This window comes from Stenotrophomonas sp. STEN035 (genome assembly GCF_056759935.1).
In genome coordinates, this window is sequence record NZ_JBRRDY010000026.1 from 48,706 (window position 1) to 70,630 (window position 21,925).

19 protein-coding genes are annotated in these 21,925 nt (G+C 63.6%); 9 read left to right on the forward strand and 10 right to left on the reverse strand.

Annotation, left to right across the window (positions count from 1 at the left end; all coding sequences use genetic code 11):
* Positions 1–179: 179 nt before the first annotated feature.
* On the reverse strand, positions 180–1,283 hold the full coding sequence (locus ACVOLL_RS14365; RefSeq protein ID WP_481513510.1) for an OmpA family protein: 1,104 nt from the start codon (positions 1,281–1,283) through the stop codon (positions 180–182).
* 383 nt (positions 1,284–1,666) lie between these two features.
* Between ACVOLL_RS14365 and ACVOLL_RS14370 the strand changes: the two genes are divergently transcribed.
* The 5 genes from ACVOLL_RS14370 to ACVOLL_RS14390 all read left to right on the forward strand — a co-directional run bounded on the left by ACVOLL_RS14370 (position 1,667) and on the right by ACVOLL_RS14390 (position 7,207).
* The gene (locus ACVOLL_RS14370; protein WP_481513511.1) at positions 1,667–2,692 is read left to right on the forward strand and encodes a zinc-binding alcohol dehydrogenase family protein; all 1,026 of its coding nucleotides are present in this window, start codon (positions 1,667–1,669) and stop codon (positions 2,690–2,692) included.
* Between the two features lie 92 nt (positions 2,693–2,784).
* Positions 2,785–3,402: a membrane protein YczE gene (yczE, locus tag ACVOLL_RS14375; RefSeq protein WP_481513512.1), complete on the forward strand. Its 618-nt coding sequence runs from the start codon at positions 2,785–2,787 to the stop codon at positions 3,400–3,402.
* A 102-nt stretch (positions 3,403–3,504) separates the two neighbouring features.
* Positions 3,505–5,535: an oxidoreductase gene (locus ACVOLL_RS14380; protein WP_481513513.1), complete on the forward strand. Its 2,031-nt coding sequence runs from the start codon at positions 3,505–3,507 to the stop codon at positions 5,533–5,535.
* 492 nt (positions 5,536–6,027) lie between these two features.
* On the forward strand, positions 6,028–6,486 hold the full coding sequence (locus tag ACVOLL_RS14385; protein WP_057629626.1) for a cell wall hydrolase: 459 nt from the start codon (positions 6,028–6,030) through the stop codon (positions 6,484–6,486).
* Positions 6,487–6,589: 103 nt separating this feature from the next.
* Complete coding sequence (locus tag ACVOLL_RS14390; RefSeq protein WP_481513514.1) at positions 6,590–7,207, forward strand: glutathione S-transferase family protein; 618 nt, start codon at positions 6,590–6,592, stop codon at positions 7,205–7,207.
* Positions 7,208–7,286: 79 nt separating this feature from the next.
* Here ACVOLL_RS14390 and msrA read toward each other — a convergent pair whose 3' ends face one another.
* Genes msrA through msrB form a run of 3 tightly spaced genes read right to left on the reverse strand, consistent with a single transcriptional unit; the run spans position 7,287 to position 10,329 of the window.
* Positions 7,287–8,021 (reverse strand): peptide-methionine (S)-S-oxide reductase MsrA, encoded by a 735-nt coding sequence (msrA, locus tag ACVOLL_RS14395; protein WP_481513515.1) that lies wholly within the window; start codon positions 8,019–8,021, stop codon positions 7,287–7,289.
* A 16-nt stretch (positions 8,022–8,037) separates the two neighbouring features.
* Positions 8,038–9,792, reverse strand: a complete 1,755-nt coding sequence (locus ACVOLL_RS14400) for a cytochrome c biogenesis protein DipZ (protein ID WP_481513516.1) — start codon at positions 9,790–9,792, stop codon at positions 8,038–8,040.
* Positions 9,793–9,825: 33 nt separating this feature from the next.
* Positions 9,826–10,329, reverse strand: a complete 504-nt coding sequence (msrB, locus tag ACVOLL_RS14405; RefSeq protein WP_481513517.1) for a peptide-methionine (R)-S-oxide reductase MsrB — start codon at positions 10,327–10,329, stop codon at positions 9,826–9,828.
* Between the two features lie 145 nt (positions 10,330–10,474).
* Between msrB and ACVOLL_RS14410 the strand changes: the two genes are divergently transcribed.
* On the forward strand, positions 10,475–11,194 hold the full coding sequence (locus ACVOLL_RS14410) for a response regulator transcription factor (RefSeq protein ID WP_481513518.1): 720 nt from the start codon (positions 10,475–10,477) through the stop codon (positions 11,192–11,194).
* Positions 11,191–12,663, forward strand: a complete 1,473-nt coding sequence (locus ACVOLL_RS14415; RefSeq protein WP_481513519.1) for a sensor histidine kinase — start codon at positions 11,191–11,193, stop codon at positions 12,661–12,663. The genes ACVOLL_RS14410 and ACVOLL_RS14415 overlap by 4 nt, the downstream gene beginning before the upstream one ends.
* Before the next feature lie 36 nt (positions 12,664–12,699).
* Here ACVOLL_RS14415 and ACVOLL_RS14420 read toward each other — a convergent pair whose 3' ends face one another.
* The 6 genes from ACVOLL_RS14420 to ACVOLL_RS14445 all read right to left on the reverse strand — a co-directional run bounded on the left by ACVOLL_RS14420 (position 12,700) and on the right by ACVOLL_RS14445 (position 19,188).
* On the reverse strand, positions 12,700–13,761 hold the full coding sequence (locus ACVOLL_RS14420; RefSeq protein ID WP_481513520.1) for a suppressor of fused domain protein: 1,062 nt from the start codon (positions 13,759–13,761) through the stop codon (positions 12,700–12,702).
* 102 nt (positions 13,762–13,863) lie between these two features.
* Positions 13,864–14,343, reverse strand: coding sequence for a hypothetical protein (locus tag ACVOLL_RS14425; RefSeq protein ID WP_481513521.1), 480 nt, complete (start codon positions 14,341–14,343; stop codon positions 13,864–13,866).
* A gap of 143 nt (positions 14,344–14,486) precedes the next feature.
* Complete coding sequence (prpE, locus tag ACVOLL_RS14430) at positions 14,487–16,367, reverse strand: propionate--CoA ligase (RefSeq protein ID WP_481513522.1); 1,881 nt, start codon at positions 16,365–16,367, stop codon at positions 14,487–14,489.
* A gap of 284 nt (positions 16,368–16,651) precedes the next feature.
* Positions 16,652–17,275, reverse strand: coding sequence for an RluA family pseudouridine synthase (locus ACVOLL_RS14435; protein ID WP_481513523.1), 624 nt, complete (start codon positions 17,273–17,275; stop codon positions 16,652–16,654).
* 323 nt (positions 17,276–17,598) lie between these two features.
* Complete coding sequence (locus ACVOLL_RS14440; protein WP_346500456.1) at positions 17,599–18,582, reverse strand: malate dehydrogenase; 984 nt, start codon at positions 18,580–18,582, stop codon at positions 17,599–17,601.
* Between the two features lie 111 nt (positions 18,583–18,693).
* Positions 18,694–19,188, reverse strand: a complete 495-nt coding sequence (locus tag ACVOLL_RS14445; RefSeq protein WP_481513524.1) for a peptidylprolyl isomerase — start codon at positions 19,186–19,188, stop codon at positions 18,694–18,696.
* 212 nt (positions 19,189–19,400) lie between these two features.
* Between ACVOLL_RS14445 and typA the strand changes: the two genes are divergently transcribed.
* The gene (typA, locus tag ACVOLL_RS14450; RefSeq protein ID WP_481513525.1) at positions 19,401–21,245 is read left to right on the forward strand and encodes a translational GTPase TypA; all 1,845 of its coding nucleotides are present in this window, start codon (positions 19,401–19,403) and stop codon (positions 21,243–21,245) included.
* A gap of 4 nt (positions 21,246–21,249) precedes the next feature.
* The gene (locus tag ACVOLL_RS14455; RefSeq protein ID WP_481513526.1) at positions 21,250–21,726 is read left to right on the forward strand and encodes a DUF2127 domain-containing protein; all 477 of its coding nucleotides are present in this window, start codon (positions 21,250–21,252) and stop codon (positions 21,724–21,726) included.
* Positions 21,727–21,925 lie beyond the last annotated feature (199 nt).

Below are 21,925 nucleotides of genomic sequence, written 5' to 3' on the forward strand. Positions count from 1 at the left end.
AACGCGGCGAGTGTAGGCAGCGCCCGCAGCGCTTTCAACCGTTAAATGCGCACAAACTGCGATTACTCGCCGGCGTCACACAAATTGCGCGCCGAAAAAGTCGTCGGCACAAAATAAACAAGGCCCGGCAGAAGCCGGGCCTTGTTCTCAAACTGCGGTACTGAAACCGAAGCGTCCGATTAGTTCTGGACGTTCAGCTCGGTACGACGGTTCTTTGCGCGACCTTCCGGGTTGTCCGAACCATCAGCATTGGTGTTCGGAGCAATCGGACGGCTCTCGCCGTAGCCGATCGGGCCCTGCAGACGAGCAGCCGACACACCGTTGGTGGTCAGGTAGTCGTACACAGCCTTGGCGCGACGCTCGGACAGCTTCTGGTTGTAAGCGTCGGTACCCTTGGAATCGGTGTGACCGGCAACTTCAACGCGCAGATCCGGGTAACGCTTCAGGATCTCGGTGGCTTCGCTCAGGATCGCAACAGCGTCCGAACGCAGGGTGGCCTTGTCGAAATCGAAGTTGACACCCTTCAGATCGATCGAGACCGGCACCGGGCAACCGTCCGGACCGATGGTCTGGCCAGGCTGCGAGTTCGGGCACTTGTCGTCGCAGTTGTTGACGCCGTCACCGTCGTCATCCAGGTCTGCGCAGCTCGGAGCAACCGGAGCCGGTGCCGGAGCGACAGCAGCGGTCGGAGCCGGGCCGAGCGGGATCACGACGCCAACCGAAGCCAGCACGTCGCCGAACCAATCCTGGTTCTTGTTGCCAGCCAGGTTCGGAGCAATGCTCTGGTCGTCGAAGTCAGCGCGGTAAGCCAGTTCAGCACGCACAGCGACGCGCTTTTCGAACGTGGTCTGCAGACCAACGCCGACCTTGGCAGCCAGGTTGCCGTCCTTACGGTCGTTCAGCACGGCACCGGTCAGGTACTCTTCTTCCGACTTCTGGTAGCCCAGGCCTGCGAGCAGGTACGGGTTCCAGCCACGGCCTTCCTGGATGAAGTGGCGACGCAGGTCCAGCGAAACGCCGTACTGCGACCAGTTCTGGTCCTGGTTGTTGTCGAAGTTCGGGTTCTGATAGTTCAGCTCACCGTCCAGCGACCAATTCGGGCTGATGAACTTGCCCAGGCCCAACGTAACGAACGGGGCATCGTTGGTGCCACGGTCCTTGTCCTGGAAGTTGAAGCCGGCCGAACCGGTCAGGTACCAGCGGTCGTCAAATTCCTGAGCCGAAGCGGCCTGGGCGAAAGCCAGACCGCCGAGCAGCGCGGCAGTAAGGATCTTCTTGTTCATGAAATACAGCTCCTTGTTTCGGGGGTATGAAACCGGTAGAGGCATGGTCCAGCACAGCGATAATCATTCGTCGCGTTCAGAGACGGCCGTTTCCTCACGCCATCGCGGTGCACATTATGCGCTTGGCCGTGAAGGCGATGTTAACAGGCTCGTAACAAATGGAGCGACCACCAGACCTCTACGTGTCCGGCTTGGCGCAACGTATACAGCTTGATCAAAGGACGCAAGAGTCAGCTATCGCAAGGCTTCCGGGGAAAATGCTGCGGCGCAGCTGATTTCATATGACAAACCCTTTATTAACGGGGCTTGCGCCGCCGGTTACCGCCAGCTGAATCGTTTGCTCGGTATGATGATTTCGCTCCCCCGCTACGGAACTTTTCCGCATGAAAGCAATCGGCCTTATCCGCTATCTCCCCATTGATGAACCGGACGCGCTGCTGGACCTGAGCTTGCCAGTCCCGGCTGCCCCGCTAGGCCAGGACCTGCTTGTTCAGATTCACGCTGTTTCAGTTAATCCGGTGGATGCAAAACTGCGCGGCCCCAAGCCGGGCGAGGAAGATCCACCGCGGATACTCGGCTTTGATGCGGCAGGCACCGTGGTCGCGGTAGGCCCTGAGGTCACCGCGTTTGGAATTGGCGATGAGGTTTATTACGCCGGTGACGTCACCCGTCCGGGCTGCAACGCGCAGCTGCAGTTGGTCGACGAACGTCTGGTGGGCCGCAAGCCAACCACTCTGGACTTCGCCGAAGCAGCGGCATTGCCGCTGACCACACTTACTGCATGGGAACTATTGTTCCAGCGTATGCCCTATCAACTGGACGGGCGCCGCAATGTCGGCAAGACCTTGTTGATTATCGGCGGCGCTGGCGGCGTGGGCTCGATGGCGATCCAGCTTGGTCGCCACGCTGGTTTCACCGTGATCGCCACCGCTTCGCGCCCGCAAAGCGTGCAATGGTGCGAACAATTGGGGGCGACCCACGTAATTGACCATCGTCAGCCATTGGCAGCACAGCTGCAGGCGCTGGGCATCAGCAGCGTGGATGCGGCACTGAACCTGGCCAATACCGATCTGTACTGGCAACAGCTGGGCGAGCTGCTGGCCCCGCAAGGCCATGTCGGGCTGATCGTCGAGCCTGCCGGTGAACTGCGTATCGGTGATCCCTATAAAGCGAAGTGCATCGGTATCCACTGGGAACTGATGTTTGCCCGGGCACGCTTCCGCACCGCCGACATGATCGAGCAGCACCGCATCCTGACCCGCGCCGCCAGCCTGATCGACGCAGGCGAACTGCGCACCACCCTCCGTGAGCGCCTGGGCACGATCAACGCAGAAAACCTGCGCCAGGCCCACCGCCAGATGGAGGCTGGCAGCACCATTGGCAAGCTGGCGCTGGAAGGCTGGGACTGAGCTGCACGCCACAGCACGTTGCGCCACGCAGAGGTGGCGCAACGCCTCTATCTATATGTCTGCACCGCAGGCAGCACTTTGATCTCCGGACCATGCCTTCCCTGATACTCGTCTCGCGCCTGCTGCAACTGCTGCTGGGTCTGTTCCTGTTTGGTATCGCCTCTTCCTTGATGATCCGTGCCGGCATCGGCATCGCGCCCTGGGATGTGTTGAGCCAGGGCATCGCGCTGCGCAGCGGCTGGGGTTTCGGCCTGATCACCAACCTGGTCGGCGTCTGCGTACTGCTGATGTGGCTGCCGCTACGGCAGAAGCCGGGACTCGGCACCGTACTCAACGTGTTGTTGATCGGCCCCAGTGCGCAGCTGGGCCTGAATCTGCTGCCTGCGGCGCAGGGTCTGCTGTGGCAGCTGCTGTTGTTCGCCGCAGGGCTGGTGTTGCTGGCGGTGGCCACCGGGCTCTATATCGGTGCGCGCTTTGGACCTGGCCCGCGCGATGGCCTGATGACCGGCCTGCATGCCCGTACCGGTTGGGCAATCTGGAAGGTGCGCACCCTGATTGAAGCCTGCGCGCTGGCAGTGGGCTGGTGGCTGGGCGGCAATGTCGGCTGGGGCACGCTGGCATTCGCACTGCTGATCGGGCCACTTTGCGGCATAACCCTGCCCTTGTTCGACCGGCAGCCTCGACCGACAGCCGCTGCACCCGCTCCTTGATAAGGTCGCCGCGCAGTCAGCAAGCTCGGAGAAAGCAGCAAGGATTGAGGCCAGCCGCATTGCCAGTCAGAATGGGCCATTCCATACGCAAGCGTATCCAGCATGACGCCAGCCAACGACACCGCTTATCCGCACCTGTTTGCCCCGCTGGATCTGGGCTTCACCCAGCTGCGCAATCGCATCCTGATGGGCTCGATGCATACCGGGCTGGAAGACCATGCGCGCGACTTCCCCAAGCTGGCTGCCTACTTCGGTGAGCGCGCGGCTGGCGGCGCGGCGCTGCTGGTCACCGGTGGCTTCGCACCCAACGTGGTTGGCTGGCTGGCGCCGTTCGGCAGCAAGCTGTCCTGGCCGTGGGAAGTCAGCCGCCACCGCCAGGTGACTGCAGCGGTGCATACGCATGGCGCCAAGATCTGCCTGCAGCTGCTGCATGCCGGCCGCTACGGCTATCACCCGCTGCAGGTGGCCCCATCCAAGCGCAAGGCGCCGATCAACCCGTTCACTCCGCGTGCGCTGTCGGCCGGTGGTGTCGAACGGCATATTGCCGACTACGCCCGCGCCGCCAAGTACGCACGTGATGCCGGTTACGACGGCGTCGAGGTGATGGGCTCGGAAGGCTATCTGATCAACGAGTTCATCGCCCCGCGCACCAATGGCCGCAACGACGCCTGGGGCGGCGATCCAGCCAAGCGGATGCGCTTTGCGGTGGAGATCGTGCGCCGTATCCGCGAGGCCTGCGGCCCGGACTTCATCATCATCTACCGGCTGTCGCTGGTAGACTTGGTAGAGGACGGCAGCAACTGGCAGGAGATCGTGCAGCAGGCCAAGGCCATCGAAGCGGCCGGTGCGACCCTGCTCAACTCTGGCATCGGCTGGCACGAAGCGCGCATTCCAACCATCGCCACCTCGGTGCCGCGTGCAGCATTTGCCGGGGTCACCGCCAAGCTCAAGCCGCTTGTCGGCATTCCGCTGATCGCCACCAATCGGATCAACATGCCGGAGGTGGCCGAAGGCATCCTCGCCGGTGGTGGTGCCGACATGGTGTCGCTGGCGCGGCCGCTGCTGGCCGACCCGGAATGGCCCGCCAAGGCCAAGGCCGGCAAGCCCGAAGCGATCAATACCTGCATTGCCTGCAACCAGGCCTGCCTGGACCATGTGTTCCAGCAGAAGCGCGCCAGCTGCCTGGTCAACCCGCGTGCCGCGCACGAAACCGAGCTGGTCTACCTGCCGACCAGCGCACCCAAGCTCGTTGCCGTGGTCGGTGCCGGTCCGGCCGGTCTTGCCTGCGCTACCGTTGCCGCCAGCCGCGGCCACAAGGTGACCTTGTTTGATGCGGCCGACGAGATCGGTGGCCAGTTCAATGTGGCTAAGCGCATCCCCGGCAAGGAAGAGTTCCACGAGACCCTGCGTTACTTCCGCCACCAGTTGGCCGAAACCGGGGTAGACGTACGTTTGAACACCCGCGCCGATGCCGACGCGCTCAGCGGCTTCGACGAAGTGGTGATCGCCACCGGCATCAGCCCGCGCAAGGTGGCCTTCCCCGGCGCCGATCATCCAATGGTGGTCAGCTACCTGGATGTGCTGTTGGCCCGGGTCAAAGCCGCCGACAAGGTGGCCATCATCGGCGCCGGCGGTATTGGTTTCGATGTCGGCGAGTTCCTGGTCCATGAAGGCCCGTCACCGGCCCTGGATCCGGCCCGCTGGATGGCCGAATGGGGCGTGGACGCCAGCTTTGAAAGCCGTGGCGCGCTGGCCAAGCCGCAGCCGGAAGCCCCGGCACGCAAGGCTTGGCTGCTGCAGCGCAGCCCGGGCAAGCCGGGCGCCAAGCTCGGCAAGACCACCGGCTGGATCCACCGCGCCACGCTCAAGGCCAAGGGCGTGAAGATGCTCGGCGGCGTCGAGTACCTTGGTGTGGACGATGCCGGCCTGCGCATCCGCGTCGACGGCCAGGAGCAGTTGCTGGACGTCGGCACCGTGGTGATCTGCGCTGGTCAGGAGCCGCGCCGCGAGCTGGCCGACGCTCTGCAGGCCACCGGCCGCAGCGTCCATGTCATCGGCGGCGCGGATGTCGCTGCCGAACTGGATGCCAAGCGCGCAATCGACCAGGGCAGTCGTCTGGCCGCGGCGCTCTGACCCAACAGCAAAACGATTCAGCTTGCTCCTGCCCGGGCACTGTCGATGTGCCCGGGGCTGCTCGCCTCACCGAACGACTTGCCAGCATGCTGGCAAGCGCACAGGACCGGGAAACCTCCGAAAAAGGCCGGAATTTAGGAAAAAGCGCGATGCGGATCTCTTTTTCCCAGCGCACCAACATCGCTTGCTCTGGCCTTTGCAGACCGCCGCAGCGAAGCTGAATGCGCAGCCGCGAACCAGATTTGACCTCACCAACAAACCTGAATGTCAACAAGCGCCGTTCAGGATGAGTTTGGGATTGCCCCCCTACCTTGCGCCAACTTCCGCTCACCCACCAGTTCTGGTGAGCAGGCGCAGCCCTCCCCAATCTGATTGAGGGCTGCCCACGGGGCGGCCCCGATGCCAGGCCGCCTCCCCATAACGCCAAGTCGTTGCTGTCAGGTTCCCAGTTGGGAACAGGCAGGCTGCGGCCCATACGGAGCAAGGAGATTTATGAAACTGGCTTGGATTCTTTGGTTGTCGCAGATGTTGCCGCAGCCAGCAGCCGATTCGCTGTGCCTGAGCACCACCGTCTATCTGGAAGCCCGCGACCAGACCCTTCGCGGCCAGCAGGCCGTGGCCGAAGTCGCCCTGCGGCGGCTGGACAGCGGTCTGTGGGGTGACTCGATGTGCCAGGTGGTGACCGCGCGCAAGCAGTTCGCCCCGACCCTGGTCGCCCCCGGCACCCAGCTGCGTAACAACGATGCCTGGGCCGAAGCCGTGGACGTGGCCTTTGCCGCCGAGCGTAACTGGGCACTGCCCAACGGCCAGCGCAAGGAGATCGTGCCGGGCGCCAGCCACTTCGCCGCCCACGCCATCGCCAGCCCGAGCTGGCGCAACGCCTACCAGGTGGCCACCATCGGCGGGCACACCTTCTACAAGGTGCAGTCGCTGAAGCCGCGCGCCTCCTGAGCAGACTGAACGCGTAACGCACTGTCTGTGCCAATCATGGACACACTGCGTTACGCGCTTGTGGCGATAATGCCCGGGTCTTTCAACTCCCGAGGTAGCTCTGATGAAGCTCTACACCAAGCCCGGCGCTTGTTCGCTGGCCGACCATATCGCGCTGATCTGGTCGGGCCTGCCGTTCGAGCTGCAGATCGTGGACTACGCGACCATGAAGTCGCCCGAGTATCTGAAGAAGAACCCGGCCGGCGCCGTGCCGATGCTGGAAGACGGCGGCTGGATCCTGACCCAGAACGCGGCCATCCTGCACTACATCTGTGACAAGGCCCCGGCTGCCGGTCTGGAAGGCGGCAGCGACCCGCGTACGCGCGCCGAGGTCAACCGCTGGCTGTCCTTCGTCAACGCCGACCTGCACCCGACCTACTACCCGATCTTCGGCTCGACCAAGTACCTGGAAGACGAGGCCGTCATCGCCCGTACCCAGGAGAATTCGCGGCAGAAGCTGACGGCCCTGTACCAGCGCATCAATGACCGCCTGGCCGAGGTTGACTGGCTGGGCGGCACGCCGCGCGCTTCGATCGCCGACGCCTATACCTACGTGACCCTGCGCTGGGCGCGTGGCCTGAAGATCGATCTGGCCGGCATGGACGCACTGGACCGCTTCGAGCAGCGCATGCTGGCCGATCCGGCCGTGCAGGCCGCGCTCAAGGCTGAAGGCCTGAGCTGATCTACTGCTCAACCGTTAAAAATGCGGGCCGCCGGTTGCATGACCGGCGGCCCGTTGCGTTTCCGGCACCTTCCCGCCGCTATCGCGCCGACAAGGTCATCACCAGCCGCGGACGCTCGCGGTACAGCGCCGGATACTGCTGCTTCAGCGCCGCGACCTTTGGAAGATCATTGATGCGGATGTACGCCGCCTCCGGATGCAGCGTCAGGTAGTTCTGGTGATAGCCCTCGGCCGCATGAAACACCTTGCCGCCGTCCACCTGGGTGACCAGCGGCGCGGTAAACACCGCACTGCGCTGTAACTGCGCGATATAGGCACGCGCCGCATCACGCTGCGCGGCATCATCGGCATAGATGGCTGAACGGTACTGGCTGCCATGATCCGGCCCCTGCCGGTTGAGCTGGGTTGGGTCGTGCACCACCGAGAAGAACACCTGCAGCAGCTGCCCGTAACTGACCTGTGAGGGATCGTAGCTGACCTGCACGGCCTCGGCATGGCCGCTGCCACCACTGCTCACCCGCGTATACGTGGCATCGGCAGCGCTGCCACCGATGTAGCCGGAAACCGCGTTGTCCACGCCGGTGATGTGCTGGAACACGCCCTGCACGCCCCAGAAGCAGCCACCGGCAAACACCACCCGCGCCTGTTTGACGCCGTTCTGATGCAGATCAGCAGCGCCAGTAGGCGCTGGCAATGTGACCGACACCGGCGCTGCCTGCGCGGTGCGATCCAGCGTGAACACTGCAGCCAGCAGCAGTCCAGCAACCACCGCCGCAATGCCGCCGGCAACGAGCTTGTCCGTGGCGATTTTCATCACGTATTCCCTCCAATCAACCGAAAGTGAAGGCATAAGCGCGCACGCCCGGATCGAGGAACTCGATCTCGAATGTGCGCTCGCGCACCTCGCCGTTCTGGCGGATCAATTGATACAAGCGGTTCTGGTCCACCCTACCCTCGCCCTGCGCTGATACGTCGCTGCCAGCTGCCGCCTGCGGCGCCTGGCCATCGATACGCACGCGGAAGCGCACCGGCCGCGCAGGGTCCTGTGGCGCCAATACCAGATGCAGGTCGCGGGCATGGAAGCGGAATGCGATACGCCCGCCGGCCTGTTCCAACTGCGCGTCTTCCTCGCCGACGATCCAACGGCCGCCCAGCGCCCATTGATTGAGCTGCAACTGCATCGGCACGGCGTACTCGCTGACCTGCCCAGCCTGCATGCCTCCGGGCGAGGCAAAATGCTCGGCACGCGCATGACCGACATAGGTTTCCGGCGACTTCAAACTGCTCATGTCGGCTTGGCGCTCGACGCCGCTGGCGGCCATGCGCATTGCCGGTGCCGCGTCACCCGGCAAGCTGTTGCCAGCCTCGCGCAGCAGCTGGCGGATGATCTGCTCGGACTGTTCGTAGTTGCCTTCACCAAAGTGATGGGCGCGGATGCGTCCCTGCGCATCGATGAAGTAATGCGCCGGCCAGTACTTGTTGTTGAAGCCGCGCCAGATCGCGAAATCATTGTCGATGGCGACCGGGTAAGTGACCTTCAGATCAGCAACCGCGCGCTGCACATTGCCAAGGTCGCGCTCAAAGGCGAACTCCGGCGCATGCACGCCAATCACCACCAGCCCGTGATCCTTGTAGCGCTCGGCCCAGTCGCGCACATAGGGCATGGCACGCAGGCAGTTGATGCAGGAGTAGGTCCAGAAATCGACCAGCACCACCTTGCCGCGCAGTTGCTGCGCATCCAGCGGCGGGCTGTTGAGCCAGCCGGTAGCACCGGCCAGTGACGGCAGCTCACCTTCCACCGGCAGGCTGGCATCGCCCTTGGCATCACCCGCCATCATCATCATTGCCGGACCTGCTGCCGGCTGTTGCGAAGGCAGCGCATCCAGCAGCTTCTGCTCCAGCCTGGCCGTGCTGACCGTGGACAGCCGCGTCAGCAGGCCGGTATCCCAACCCATCGCGATTGCCAGCACCGCAAACAAGGCAGCGATTCCCAAACCACGACGGATCCATTCGCCCACGCCCAAGCGCCGCTTCAAGGCGGTGAACACGCGCCCGCCTATCCACACCGCCAGCGCCAGCGACGTCGCTGCGCCCAACGCATAAGCCAGCAGCAAGCCAGTGGTGCCGACATTTGCCCCCTGCAGTGCCGCGCCGGTCAGGATCAGGCCAAGGATGGGGCCCGCGCACGGTGCCCACAGCAGGCCGGTGGCCACGCCAATCAGCAAGGAGCTGAGCACCCCCCCCTGCCCCGCATCGGCGGCTGCGCCAAGACGCACGCCCAGGCGCTGCAACGGCGCCAACAAGCGATCCGCCAACGCCGGCCACAGCAGCGCGACGGCGAACAGCGCCATCACCACCAGCGCGATCCAGCGCCCGATCTGGTTGGCCTGCACCACCCACTGGCTGCCTACCGCTGCGAGGCTGGCGACTACCGCGAACATCAGCGCCATGCCAACCAGCAGCGGCAGCCCGCTACGCAGGAATGGCCGGTCAGCGCGCGCGAATACGAAGGGCAGCACCGGCAGGATGCAGGGGCTGAGCAGGGTAAGTACGCCGCCGAGATAGGCCAGTACCAACAGGAACATGGAAGCATCCTTCTTGAATATGGGAAGCGGCGCTCAGGCCGCGACGAACTGCAGGGCCACGCCGTTCATGCAGTAACGCAGCCCGGTAGGGCGCGGGCCGTCTTCGAACACATGGCCCAGATGACCACCACAGCGTCGGCAATGCACCGCGACCCGGGTCATGCCGTAGGTGGTATCGCGGTCTTCGCCTACGGCGCCATGCAGCGGTGCCCAGAAGCTGGGCCAGCCGGTACCGCTGTCGAACTTGGTCGCCGAGGAGAACAGCGGCAGCGCGCAGCCCGCACAGTTGAAGGTGCCACGCCGGTGCTCGTTATTGAGCGGGCTGCTGAACGCCCGCTCGGTGCCCTGCTGGCGCAGCACTGTGTATTGCGCGGGGGTGAGCTGCTGACGCCATTGGGCGTCGCTGCGCATCACCTCAAACACGGCGCCGCGTGCGGGTGCTGCCGGTGCTGGACCGTTGCAGGCAGTCAGACCCAGCACGCCAGCGGCGGCGGCCATACCGCCGATACCGAGCAGCTTGCGACGGGTGAGCGACATGGGCGTTCTCCAGCCAGGGACGATGTGGCCATGCTGCGCCCAGGCAGGTCAACGAATCCTCACGCAGAGTTAAATTCTTCGTGACACATCCGCGCGCCGGTCCAAGCACAATGCCAGCCATCCCCTCCAGCGGCCGCAGGCGTCGATGAGCAGCAGCAAACGCATCCTGATCGTCGAAGACGATGTCCACATCGCCAACCTGCTGCGCATGCATCTGCGTGACGAAGGCTATGACGTCACCCATGCGGCCAGCGGTGACGAAGGCGTGCGCCTGCTGGAAAGCGGGCAATGGGATGCGCTGGTGCTGGACCTGATGCTGCCTGGCGTGGACGGCCTGGAAATCTGCCGTCGCGCCCGCGCGATGACGCGCTACACACCGATCATCATCACCAGCGCGCGCGCCAGCGAACTGCACCGCATCCTCGGTCTGGAGCTGGGCGCCGACGACTACCTGGCCAAACCATTTTCGATGCTGGAGCTGGTAGCGCGGGTGAAGGCCTTGTTGCGGCGGGTCGAAGCGATGGCGCAGAACGCACGCATCGATGCTGGCGCGATCGAAGTTGCCGGCCTGCGCATCGACCCGGTCGCACGCACCGCGTTGGTTGAAGGACGCCCGCTGGAACTCACCCCGCGCGAATTCGACCTGCTGTATTTCTTCGCCCGCCATCCCGACCAGGTGTACTCGCGGATGGAGCTGCTCAACCAGGTCTGGGGCCATCAGCATGATGGCTACGAACACACCGTCAACACCCACATCAACCGTCTGCGCAACAAGATCGAACACGATCCGGCAGTGCCGAAACGCATTCTCACGGTGTGGGGACGTGGCTACAAACTGGCGAGCGACGATGGGAGCACGGCATGAACCGGCTGACGCTCTCGCAGCGCCTGACGCTGGTGTTCTGTGCGTTGCTGTTGATCTGCTGCGGCGCGCTGGCCTGGATACAGATGCGCAGCAACCGCATGCACGAGCAGGAAACCGTGCAGCGCCTGTCACGCGGCCTGGCCGAGCACATCGCTCGCAGCGGCGAGTTGATGGATGCACGCGGCATCCGCGATGGCGAAGTGCGTGCCCTGTTCGGCAAACTGATGTCGGTCAATCCCAGCGTCGAGGTTTATCTGCTGGATGACGCAGGCCGCATCCTCGGCCATGACGCGCCTGAAGGCCACCTCAAGCGGGACCGCGTTGATCTGGCACCGGTGCAGGCACTGCTCAACGGCGAAAAGCTGCCGATCTTCGGCGACGACCCGCGCAGCAGCAGCGCCCGCAAAGTGTTCAATGCCGCACCGCTGTGGGTGCAGGGCCGCCAGGTCGGCTACATCTATGTGGTACTGGTCGGCGAGCAACGTGAAGCACTGGCTGCTGACATCGCTGCCAATAGCAATCTGCGCACCACGCTATGGTCGCTGGCGATCGTCGCGGTGATCGGGCTGCTGGCTGGACTGATCGCGTTCCGCTGGGTGACCCGGCCGCTACGCCAGCTTACCCGTCGCATCCAATCCTTCGACGTGGACAGCGCCGACCCGCGCCTGCCCTTGCCGCCGACGCCGCTGCGTGCCGGTGAGCGCGACGAGCTGAGCATCCTGCAACACAGCTTTGCCCATCTCAGCCAACGCGTCAGCGAGCAATGGCAGCAGCTTCGGCAGCAGGACCTGCAGCGTCGCGAACTGGTCGCCAACCTGTCGCATGACCTGCGCACGCCGCTGTCGTCGTTGCACGGCTATCTGGAAACCCTCGCCCTCAAAGACGCCAGCCTCAGCGCCGAGGAGCGCCAGCGCTATCTGGGCATCGCCCTGTCGCAGAGCCACAAGGTTGGTCGGCTTGCACAGGCCTTGTTCGAACTTGCACGACTGGAACATGGCGGTGTGGTGCTGGAGCTGCAGGCGTTCTCGCTGCCGGATCTGGTCCAGGACGTCTTCCAGAAATTCGAACTGGCCGCACAGTCACGCCAGCAGCAACTCGCAGCAGTGATACCCCCCGGCCTGCCGCCGGTGGAAGCCGACCTCGGCCTGATCGAGCGGGTGCTGACCAACCTGCTCGACAACGCGATCCGGCATACACCGGCTGGCGGCCGCATCACGGTGACGTTGCGCGCACTCGATGGCGACGTGCAGGTCAGTGTCTCCGATACCGGCCCAGGCATTCCCGCAGCACGCCGCGATCACCTGTTCAGCACGCTACCGGCGCTGGGCAGCCAGCGTCCGGACAGTGGCGGTCTGGGCCTGTTGATCGTGCACCGCATCCTGCAGCTGCACCGTCGCCAGATCCGTCTGCTGGATAGCGACGAAGGCGCAGCCTTCGAGTTCTCCTTGCCGGCCGCGCGCAACCTATAACGCCGCTGCGCAATGAATGCCGCGGCGACCGCGGGATCAACCGATCTCGCGGATCACGCCGCCCTGCCCATCACGCAGCAAGGTCGGCTTTACTTCGATCTGCAGCTTGCCACCCGGCAGCGGATACAGACCGCGCTCAGCGCGCACGCTGCCCAACAGCGCCTGCAGGCTGGCATCGGACAGCACACAGCGCACGCTGTCGTCATCGCTCTGCAGGTCGTCTCTCAGGCCGGGCTCAAACCGCCACTGGCGGTCCTTGCCAAGCACCACCAACGGCTTGTCGTGCTGCAGGCGCAGCGGCAGCAGCTCGAGCACGCTGGCAACCTGCCCCGCGCCCAGCACCAGCGTGGTGGTTACGCCTTCGACCGACCACTCCAGCGTTTCCACGAACAACATGCCAGTGCTCGATCCCTCGCGCTGGCTGCCCGCTTCCAACTGCGCGGCGATGCCGGGATCTGCCAGCAGGGAATCGCGCTCCAGCTCGGTGATCCATAGCGACATTGCCCGCTCCATGACTTCCAATGCGCCGAGCGTGGACCAGCGTTTGATCGCCGCCATCTCGTCGTCGGTCACACCCACCAGTTGCAGGAAGTTCAGACGGCCGTTGGCGGTATCGATCGCCGGCAGCTGCGGATCGGCGACAAAGGCAAGATGCCGTAGCTTGGTATCGGTATCCAGCGCGATTGGGCCGTTGGCATCGAGATGATGCCCAGCCTCGAATACATTGCCACTGCTGAAAACATAGCGCGCAAGGTTCTGCATCAGGTTCATCGGCCACGCCGGTGGTTCGCCGCGCTTGCCGTCACCTGCCTGGGCAGCAAGACGGAACGTCAGCTCGAAACCAAAGCCGCTTTCCTGCGGATCATCGCTCTGCTTGTCGTACAGCTCGGAGAATCCGTAGCTGACGTAGTGCCAATGTGGACGCGGCGACTCGCTCCAATAGACACTGATGCCGTCCAGCGGATCGTTGCCACCCAGCGTGTGCGACAGCAGCGTGCCGAAATGCCGCGGCTCCTGCCCCGGGTAGAGCGCAGCCATTGCCGCGTTGATCGCATCCCAGCCCGCAGTGCTGATGTCGCCGCTGTTTTCCTGTGCCATGCAGGGCACTCCCATGATGAACCTGCCACCATGATAGTGCCCTTGCATCGTGGCGACGGCAGCGCTGCTGCAGCCGCGCCGCGAGCTGCCGCCAATAGTCAGTCAGCCAACAACCATGGCGCGCGTTTCTTCCAACCAGCGGCTGGCAAATGCGGGGCTCTTGGCCTTGCCCAGCGCCGTAGCCAGCTCCGGCCACAATTGCTCCAGGCTGACGGCGGTCTTGCTGCGGTCGATCTTCAACTGGATCAGATAGCCCTTCAGGCCCAGATGCTTGCGCACCGATTCGGCCATCCAGTCGCGCAGCTGCTGGTAGCGCAGCGGATCGTCGCCGAGCTGGGTGGTCACCGGCAATACCGGTGCCTTGTCAGCGCTGCCTGCGACCGCGTCGATCAATTCCAGTGCAGCCAATTGCTGCAAGACGTCGTCCGGTGCGCGCAGGCCTTGTGCCATCTGCTGCAACTCGCGCGCATCGCGCTGCCCGTCGACCAGCAACAGCACCGAACGCAATGCCGGTGCCAGCTTCAGGCCACGGTTCTCGATCTCCAGGCGGCCAGCGGCCGTCTTGGCATAGATGAATGCCATTCCCCCCCTCCCTCTTTTGTGCATCGCAATACGGTACGCGCGCATCTTGCAGGAGCCCCCGCTCCCCAACATGCGAAGCATCTGCCCGCGTACCGCCCCCTTGCGATCACCGCTGCATCATGGCCTCGCGGCCTGATTGCGCGCTATTTCCCCAGCGCGCGGCGGATTTCCTCCAGTGCGCCCGGGTCGTCGAGTGTCGACAGATCGCCCGGGTCACGCCGTTCCGCCAATGCCTGCAATGAACGCCTCAGCAGCTTACCCGAACGGGTCTTGGGAAGCGCATTGACGATATGTACCTGCGCCGGCCGCGCCACCGCACCCAGCGAAGCTGTGACCTGCTGCATCATTTCCGCCGCCAGCTGCCCGGCATCATCGCCGGGTTTGACCTGCTTCAAGGTGACGAAGACCAGCGGCACCTGTCCCTTCAGTTCGTCATGCACGCCGATCACCGCCGCCTCGGCCACCCGCGGATGGGCGGAGATGGCTTCCTCGATCTCGCGCGTACCCAGCCGGTGCCCAGCGACGTTGATCACATCATCGGTGCGGCCAAGGATGAAGGTGTAGCCGTCTTCATCGCGGATGGCCCAGTCCAGCGAGCTGTACAGCAGCTCCTTGAAGTGACCGAAGTAGCTCTTGAGAAAACGCTCGTCATCGTTCCAGATCGTGCTCATGCAGCCCGGCGGCAACGGTGGCTGGATCACCAACACGCCCTTCTGCCCGGGCGGCACTTCAGCGCCAGTCTGCTCGTCGATGACCTTCATTTTGTAGCCAAGATTTGGAAAGCCCGGTGAGCCGAACTTCACCGGTTTCATATCCAGGCCTGGCAACAAGGTCAATGCGGGCCAACCGGTTTCGGTCTGCCAGTAATTATCGATGACCGGCTTGTGCAGCGCGCCGGTGATCCACTTCGCGGTCGGCTCATCCAGCGGCTCACCGGCCAGGAACAGGTACTTCAGCTCGGACAGGTCATGCCTATCGATGAAATCCACGTCGTGTTTTTTCAGCACGCGGATCGCGGTCGGCGAAGAGAACATCGTGCGCACGCCGTACTGCTCACACAGCGCCCACCAGATGCCTGCATCGGGATTGATCGGCAGGCCTTCGTACAACAACGAGGTGCAACCACCGATCAAGGGACCATAGACGTTATAGGAATGCCCAACCGCCCAGCCGACATCGGAGGTGGAGAACATCACCTGGCCCGGCGCGCAATCAAACACCGTGCGCATCGACTGCGCCATCGCCACCGCATAGCCACCGACATCGCGCTGCACGCCCTTGGGCTTACCGGTGGTACCGGAGGTGTACAGCAGATAGCTGGGCTCGTTGGACTCCAGCCATTGCACAGGCACTTCCACGTCGCCAACCTGCGCACGCAGCTGCGCATAGTCCTCGTCGCGGTCGGCGATGCGCGGTTCTGCTGCATCCAGACCGCGCGAGACGATCAGCACCTTGGGTGGCGGCGTAGTGGCTTCAGCGCAGGCAGCATCGACCATCGCTTTGTACGGAATGACCTTGCCACCGCGCATGCCGGCATCGGCGACGATCAGCAGTTTTGGCTTTGCATCGTCGATACGCAGCGCCAGGTTGTGCGCAGCAAAACCACCGAACACGACCGAGTGCACCGCACCGATGCGCGCGCAGGCCAGCATCGCGAACACCGCCTCGGCCATGTTCGGCATGTAGATGACGACGCGATCGCCACGGCCGACATCGAGTTTGAGCAGCACGGCGGCGAAGGCATTCACTTCGCGATGGAGGTCGCGGTAAGTGAGTTCGCGGGTGATGTTGGTTTCGGTGGAGATGGCGACCAGCGCCAGCTGCTCGCCGCGCTCGGCCAGATGCCGGTCTACCGCGTTGTAGCAGAGGTTGGTTTCGCCACCGACAAACCAACGCCGGAACGGTGGATTGGAGTAATCCAGGATCTGCTGCGGCGGGCGATGCCAGTGGATCGCCTTGGCTTCTTCAGCCCAGAAAGCTTCCGGCTCTTCGATGGAACGGCGGTAGATCTGCTCGTACTGCACGACACCCTCCGGTAACTGCCTGGCTGTGCGCCGAGCATAGTCCGGAGGGTGGGTTGGGCTCCTTGCGACGATGGTCTTAAGACCAAAGGCTTGGAGGCGGAAATTTCGGGACTACGGGCCTTGGGCTACGAGCTGAAAGCTAAAAGCTTGCCCTCACCCCAACCCCTCTCCCGTAAACGGGAGAGGGGTTAGTGCACTGGCAGCCGACGCTTTGCTAGCCCCTCTCCCGCGTGCTGGAGAGGGGTTGGGGTGAGGGGAAGCTTCCAGCAAGAACAGCCCCCGCCTTAGAAAGGGCACTCGGAAACAAACTCCAACGCCACCCCAGTCAGCGGATGCACAAACCCCAGGCGTCGCGCATGCAGGCAAACCCGCAGCGCAGGCAGCGCGTCATACATCACATCGCCGACGATCGGATGGCCAATGCTGGCCAGGTGCAGCCGCAGCTGATGGCTGCGCCCGGTCACCGGCTCCAGCTCAACCCGCGAGGTCTGCGCAGCAACATCGCGCGCCAATACCCGCCAACGGGTCAACGACGGCTTGCCCAGTTCAAAACTTACCATCTGCTTCGGCCGGTTCGGCCAATCGCAGATCAGCGGCAGATCAATTTCGCCGGAATCTTCCTCGACCAGTCCCTGCACCAACGCTTCATAGCGCTTGCTGACCTGGCGCTGTTCAAACTGCTTGGACAAGGCAACCTGCATCGCCTTGCCGCGCGCGTACAACATCAAACCGGAAGTAACCTGATCCAGACGGTGCACGGTCAATGCATCCGAATACTCCTGCTGCAGACGCGCTACAACGCAGTCCTGGTTTTCCGGCAGGCGCCCGGGCACAGACAACAGCCCGGCCGGCTTTTCCGCCACCAGCAACGCCTCGTCGATGTAGTGCAAAGCAATCTTGTCAGTCATATCCAAGAGAAAAATGTAGTGCCGAGCCATGCTCGGCAGGGGCTTTACCAGGCATGTGGCAGAAACATCGCCGAACCGCGAAGCCATGGCCGCATCAGCCGGCAGAAAGCTTACCCCTCCCCAACCCTCCCCTTCGCTCCGCGAAAGGGAGGGAGCGTAGTGCCGAGCCATGTTCGGCAAAGGCCGCAGCCCTGTAGTGCCGAGCCATGCTCGGCAGAGGCTTCACTCGTAGAGCCCCTGCCGAGCATGGCTCGGCACTACAACAACAAAAAACGGGGAGGCCGAAGCCTCCCCGTTCATTGCATCACATCAACCGACAGCTGTTACAGCAGGTCGGCAACGCCAGCGCGCTCTTCTTCCAGCTCGCCCAGGGTGATGTCGATGTACTTCTTGGAGAAGTCGTCGATCGGCAGGTCCTTGACGATGGTGTACTCGCCGTTCTCTGTGGTTACCGGGAAGCCGAACACGACGCCTTCCGGAATGCCGTAGGAGCCGTCGGACGGCACGCCCATGGTCACCCACTTGCCGTTGCTGCCCAGCACCCAGTCATGCACGTGGTCGATGGCGGCATTGGCAGCCGACGCGGCCGAGGACAGGCCACGGGCGGCGATGATCGCTGCGCCTCGCTTGCCGACGGTCGGGATGAAGGTGTTGGCGTTCCATTCCTGATCGTTGATCAGCTCGCCGACCTTGGCGCCGCCGGTGGTGGCGAAGCGGTAGTCCGGGTACATGGTCGGGCTGTGGTTGCCCCACACGGTGAAGTGCTCGAAGCTCTCCACGGTCTTGCCGGTCTTGGCAGCCAGCTGGCTCAGGGCGCGGTTGTGGTCCAGGCGCAGCATGGCGGTGAAGTTGCGCGGGTTCAGGTCCGGCGCCGACTTCATCGCGATGTAGGCGTTGGTGTTGGCCGGGTTGCCGACCACCAGCACCTTGACGTCACGCTTGGCGACGGCGTTCAGTGCCTTGCCCTGCACGGTGAAGATCTTGGCGTTTTCCAGCAGCAGGTCCTTGCGCTCCATGCCCGGGCCGCGCGGACGTGCGCCGACCAGCAGGGCCACGTCGACGTCCTTGAAGGCCACCAGCGGGTCAGCGGTGGTCACCACGCCAGCCAGCAGCGGGAATGCGCAGTCTTCCAGTTCCATGACCACACCCTGCAGGGCGGCCTGGGCCTTTTCGTTGTCGATTTCGAGCAGCTGCAGGATGACCGGCTGATCCTTGCCCAGCATTTCGCCAGAAGCGATGCGGAACAGCAGTGCATAACCGATATTGCCGGCAGCGCCGGTTACGGCAACACGAACGGGTGCTTTCATGGGGGTTTCCTCTGCTAAGAAGCGGTTGTGGGGGTAAGGCCGGGCATGCGCAGGCGCGCTGGCCAGCTGGAATCAGAAACGGCCACCTGTGCAGGTGGCCGTCGGTATCAATCAGGCGGCGAGGATCTTGTTCCACTCGGCGACGCGGTCAGCCTTGGCGGCCAGCACGGCGTCGGTATCGCCTTCCAGGGTGATCTTGTTGATCGCATCGCCCTGTTGGATCGCGTCAACCACGTCCAGGCCTTCGAGCACCTTGCCAAACACGGTGTGCTTGCCATCGAGCCAATCGGTCTTGATGTGGGTGATGAAGAACTGGCTGCCGTTGGTGTTCGGGCCGGCATTGGCCATGGACAGCACGCCGCGCTCGTGGCGCACACCGTTCTTGGTTTCATCTTCAAAACGGTAGCCCGGACCACCACGGCCTGAACCTTCCGGGCAGCCGCCCTGGACCATGAAGTCGGCGATCACGCGGTGGAACGCCAGACCGTCGTAGAAGCCATGCTTCACCAGGTTGACGAAGTTGGCCACGGTCAGCGGTGCCTTGTCGGCATACAGCTCGACCTTGATCAGGCCACGGGAGGTGTCGAAATTGGCGATCAGCGACATGGAAATCCTTAGTAAAGAAGACGACTCTCAATAGCCAGCTAGTTTACACCCGGCTCCGCCCGTGCTGCTGCCCCTCCGCAGCAGCATGAACGGCGGGAGGCTGAATGGGCAATCAGACGAGTCTGAACGGCAGTTTTCGCACAGCGCCCACATAGCGCTATAATGCTGGACTCATTTTCCCCATTTCACGGCACCGGCTGGCCGTCTTTCGCATGTCCATCGAAAATCTTCGCAACATCGCCATCGTCGCCCACGTCGATCATGGCAAGACCACCCTCGTCGACCAGCTGCTCAAGCAGTCCGGCACCCTGTCCGAGCGTACGGTACTCGCCGAGCGCGTGATGGATAGCAACGACCAGGAAAAGGAACGCGGCATCACCATTCTGGCCAAGAACACGGCCATTACCTGGGAAGACAAGAAGACCGGCATCAAAAACCGGATCAACATCGTCGACACCCCGGGACACGCCGACTTCGGCGGCGAGGTGGAGCGCGTGCTGTCGATGGTCGACACCGTGCTGATCCTGGTCGACGCGATGGACGGCCCGATGCCGCAGACCCGCTTCGTCACCCAGAAGGCCTTCGCGATGGGCTTCAAGCCGATCGTCGTGGTCAACAAGGTTGACCGCCCGGGCTCGCGTCCGGAGTGGGTGATCGACCAGGTGTTCGACCTGTTCGACAAGCTCGGCGCCACCAATGAGCAGCTCGACTTCCCGATCGTCTACGCCTCGGCCCTGAACGGCTATGCCGGCCTGGAAGACACCGTGCGCGACGGCGACATGACCGCGCTGTACGAAGCCATCATGCAGCACGCGCCGAAGCCGGAAGTCGACCCGGAAGGCCCGTTCCAGATGCGCATCAGCCAGCTGGACTACAACAACTTCGTCGGCGTGATCGGCATCGGCCGCATCCAGCGTGGCACCCTGAAGAAGGGCATGCAGGTTGCCGTGATCGACCGTGAAGGCAAGAAGCGCAACGGCAAGGTTGGCCAGGTACTGGGCTTCCTGGGCCTGGAGCGCATCGAGCAGGACACCGCCGAAGCCGGCGATATCGTTGCCATCTCCGGTATTCCGGAACTGACCATCTCCGACACCCTGTGCCACCCGGAAACCCCGGAAGCACTGCCGGCACTGACCGTTGACGAGCCGACCATCTCGATGACCTTCCAGGTCAACAACTCGCCGTTCGCCGGTAGCAAGGACCTGTCCGGTGGCAAGTTCCTGACCAGCCGCCAGCTCAAGGACCGTCTGGACCGCGAGCAGGTCCACAACGTGGCCCTGAAGGTGGAACAGCTGGAAGACGCCGACAAGTTCCTGGTCTCTGGCCGTGGCGAGCTGCACCTGTCGGTGCTGATCGAAACCATGCGTCGTGAAGGCTACGAGCTGGCCGTGTCGCGCCCGGAAGTCATCATCAAGCAGATCGACGGCCAGGCCATGGAGCCGATCGAGCAGCTGGTGGTGGACATCGAAGAAGTCCACCAGGGCGGTGTGATGGAAAAGCTGGGCTCCCGCAAGGGCCTGCTGAAGAACATGGAAACGGACGGCAAGGGCCGTGTGCGCCTTGAGTACCAGATCCCGGCCCGTGGCCTGATCGGTTTCCAGAACGAGTTCAAGACCCTGACCCAGGGTTCTGGCCTGCTGTTCCACGTGTTCGACCATTACGGCCCGAAGGAACAGGGCGCCATCGCCAAGCGCCAGAACGGCGTGATGATCGCCAATGCTGCGGGCGCCACCCCGGCCTACTCGCTTGGACCGTTGCAGGAACGCGGCAAGCTGTTCGCCGCCGAAGGTGACAACGTGTATGAAGGCCAGCTGGTCGGCATCCACTCCAAGGACAACGACCTGACCGTCAACGCCATCAAGACCAAGCCGCTGACCAACATGCGCGCTTCGGGCAAGGATGACGCGATCCAGCTGACCCCGGCGATCAAGTACTCGCTGGAGCAGGCACTGGACTTCATCGAGGACGACGAACTGGTCGAGATCACCCCGAAGGAAATCCGCCTGCGCAAGAAGGGTCTGACCGAAAGCGAGCGCAAGAAGTCTTCGCGCGGTTGATGCGTTGACCAGCAACACGCCCTACAACCCGGATCCGCATGCGCATCCGGGACTGGCAGCCATCGCGCTGCTGGAAGCGGGAAAGGCCGTACTGGCCTTTCTCGCTGCGGCTGGCCTGGAAATCTCTGGGCCGGCTCCGCTTCGCAACATCATCAATGCCCTGATCCACCGTGCAGGTGGTGACCCCGAGAACGGCGCGTTCTCCTCGCTGCTGGACATGATCACCCCCGATACCGTTCACCTCGGCGCCGCCGTACTGGTCGGCTACGGGCTGCTGCGCGTGCTTGAAGCCTGGGGCTTGTGGCGCGCCAAGGCGTGGGCCTCATGGCTGGGCTGCATCTCCGCCGCGCTCTACCTGCCGCTGGACTTCTACGCCATCGTCAAGCACCCCGGCTGGGCCTCATGGCTGCTGCTGGCGGTCAACATACTCGTCGTCTGGGTATTGGCCCGCGACCTGGGCAAGCGCCGCCGCAAGCGCTGACGCTTCACCGTAGTGCCGAGCCATGCCCGGCATGAGGCCTGCCCCGCAATCCCGAACGCCTCACCTGTAGTGCCGAGCCATGCTCGGCATTGGCCTGCCCCGCAATCCCGAATGCTCCACCAGTAGTGGCGCGCCCATCACGCGCCGGCCTATGGACAATGCCGCCCGCCGCCCCACACCCGGGCGCCCCCCCACCGAC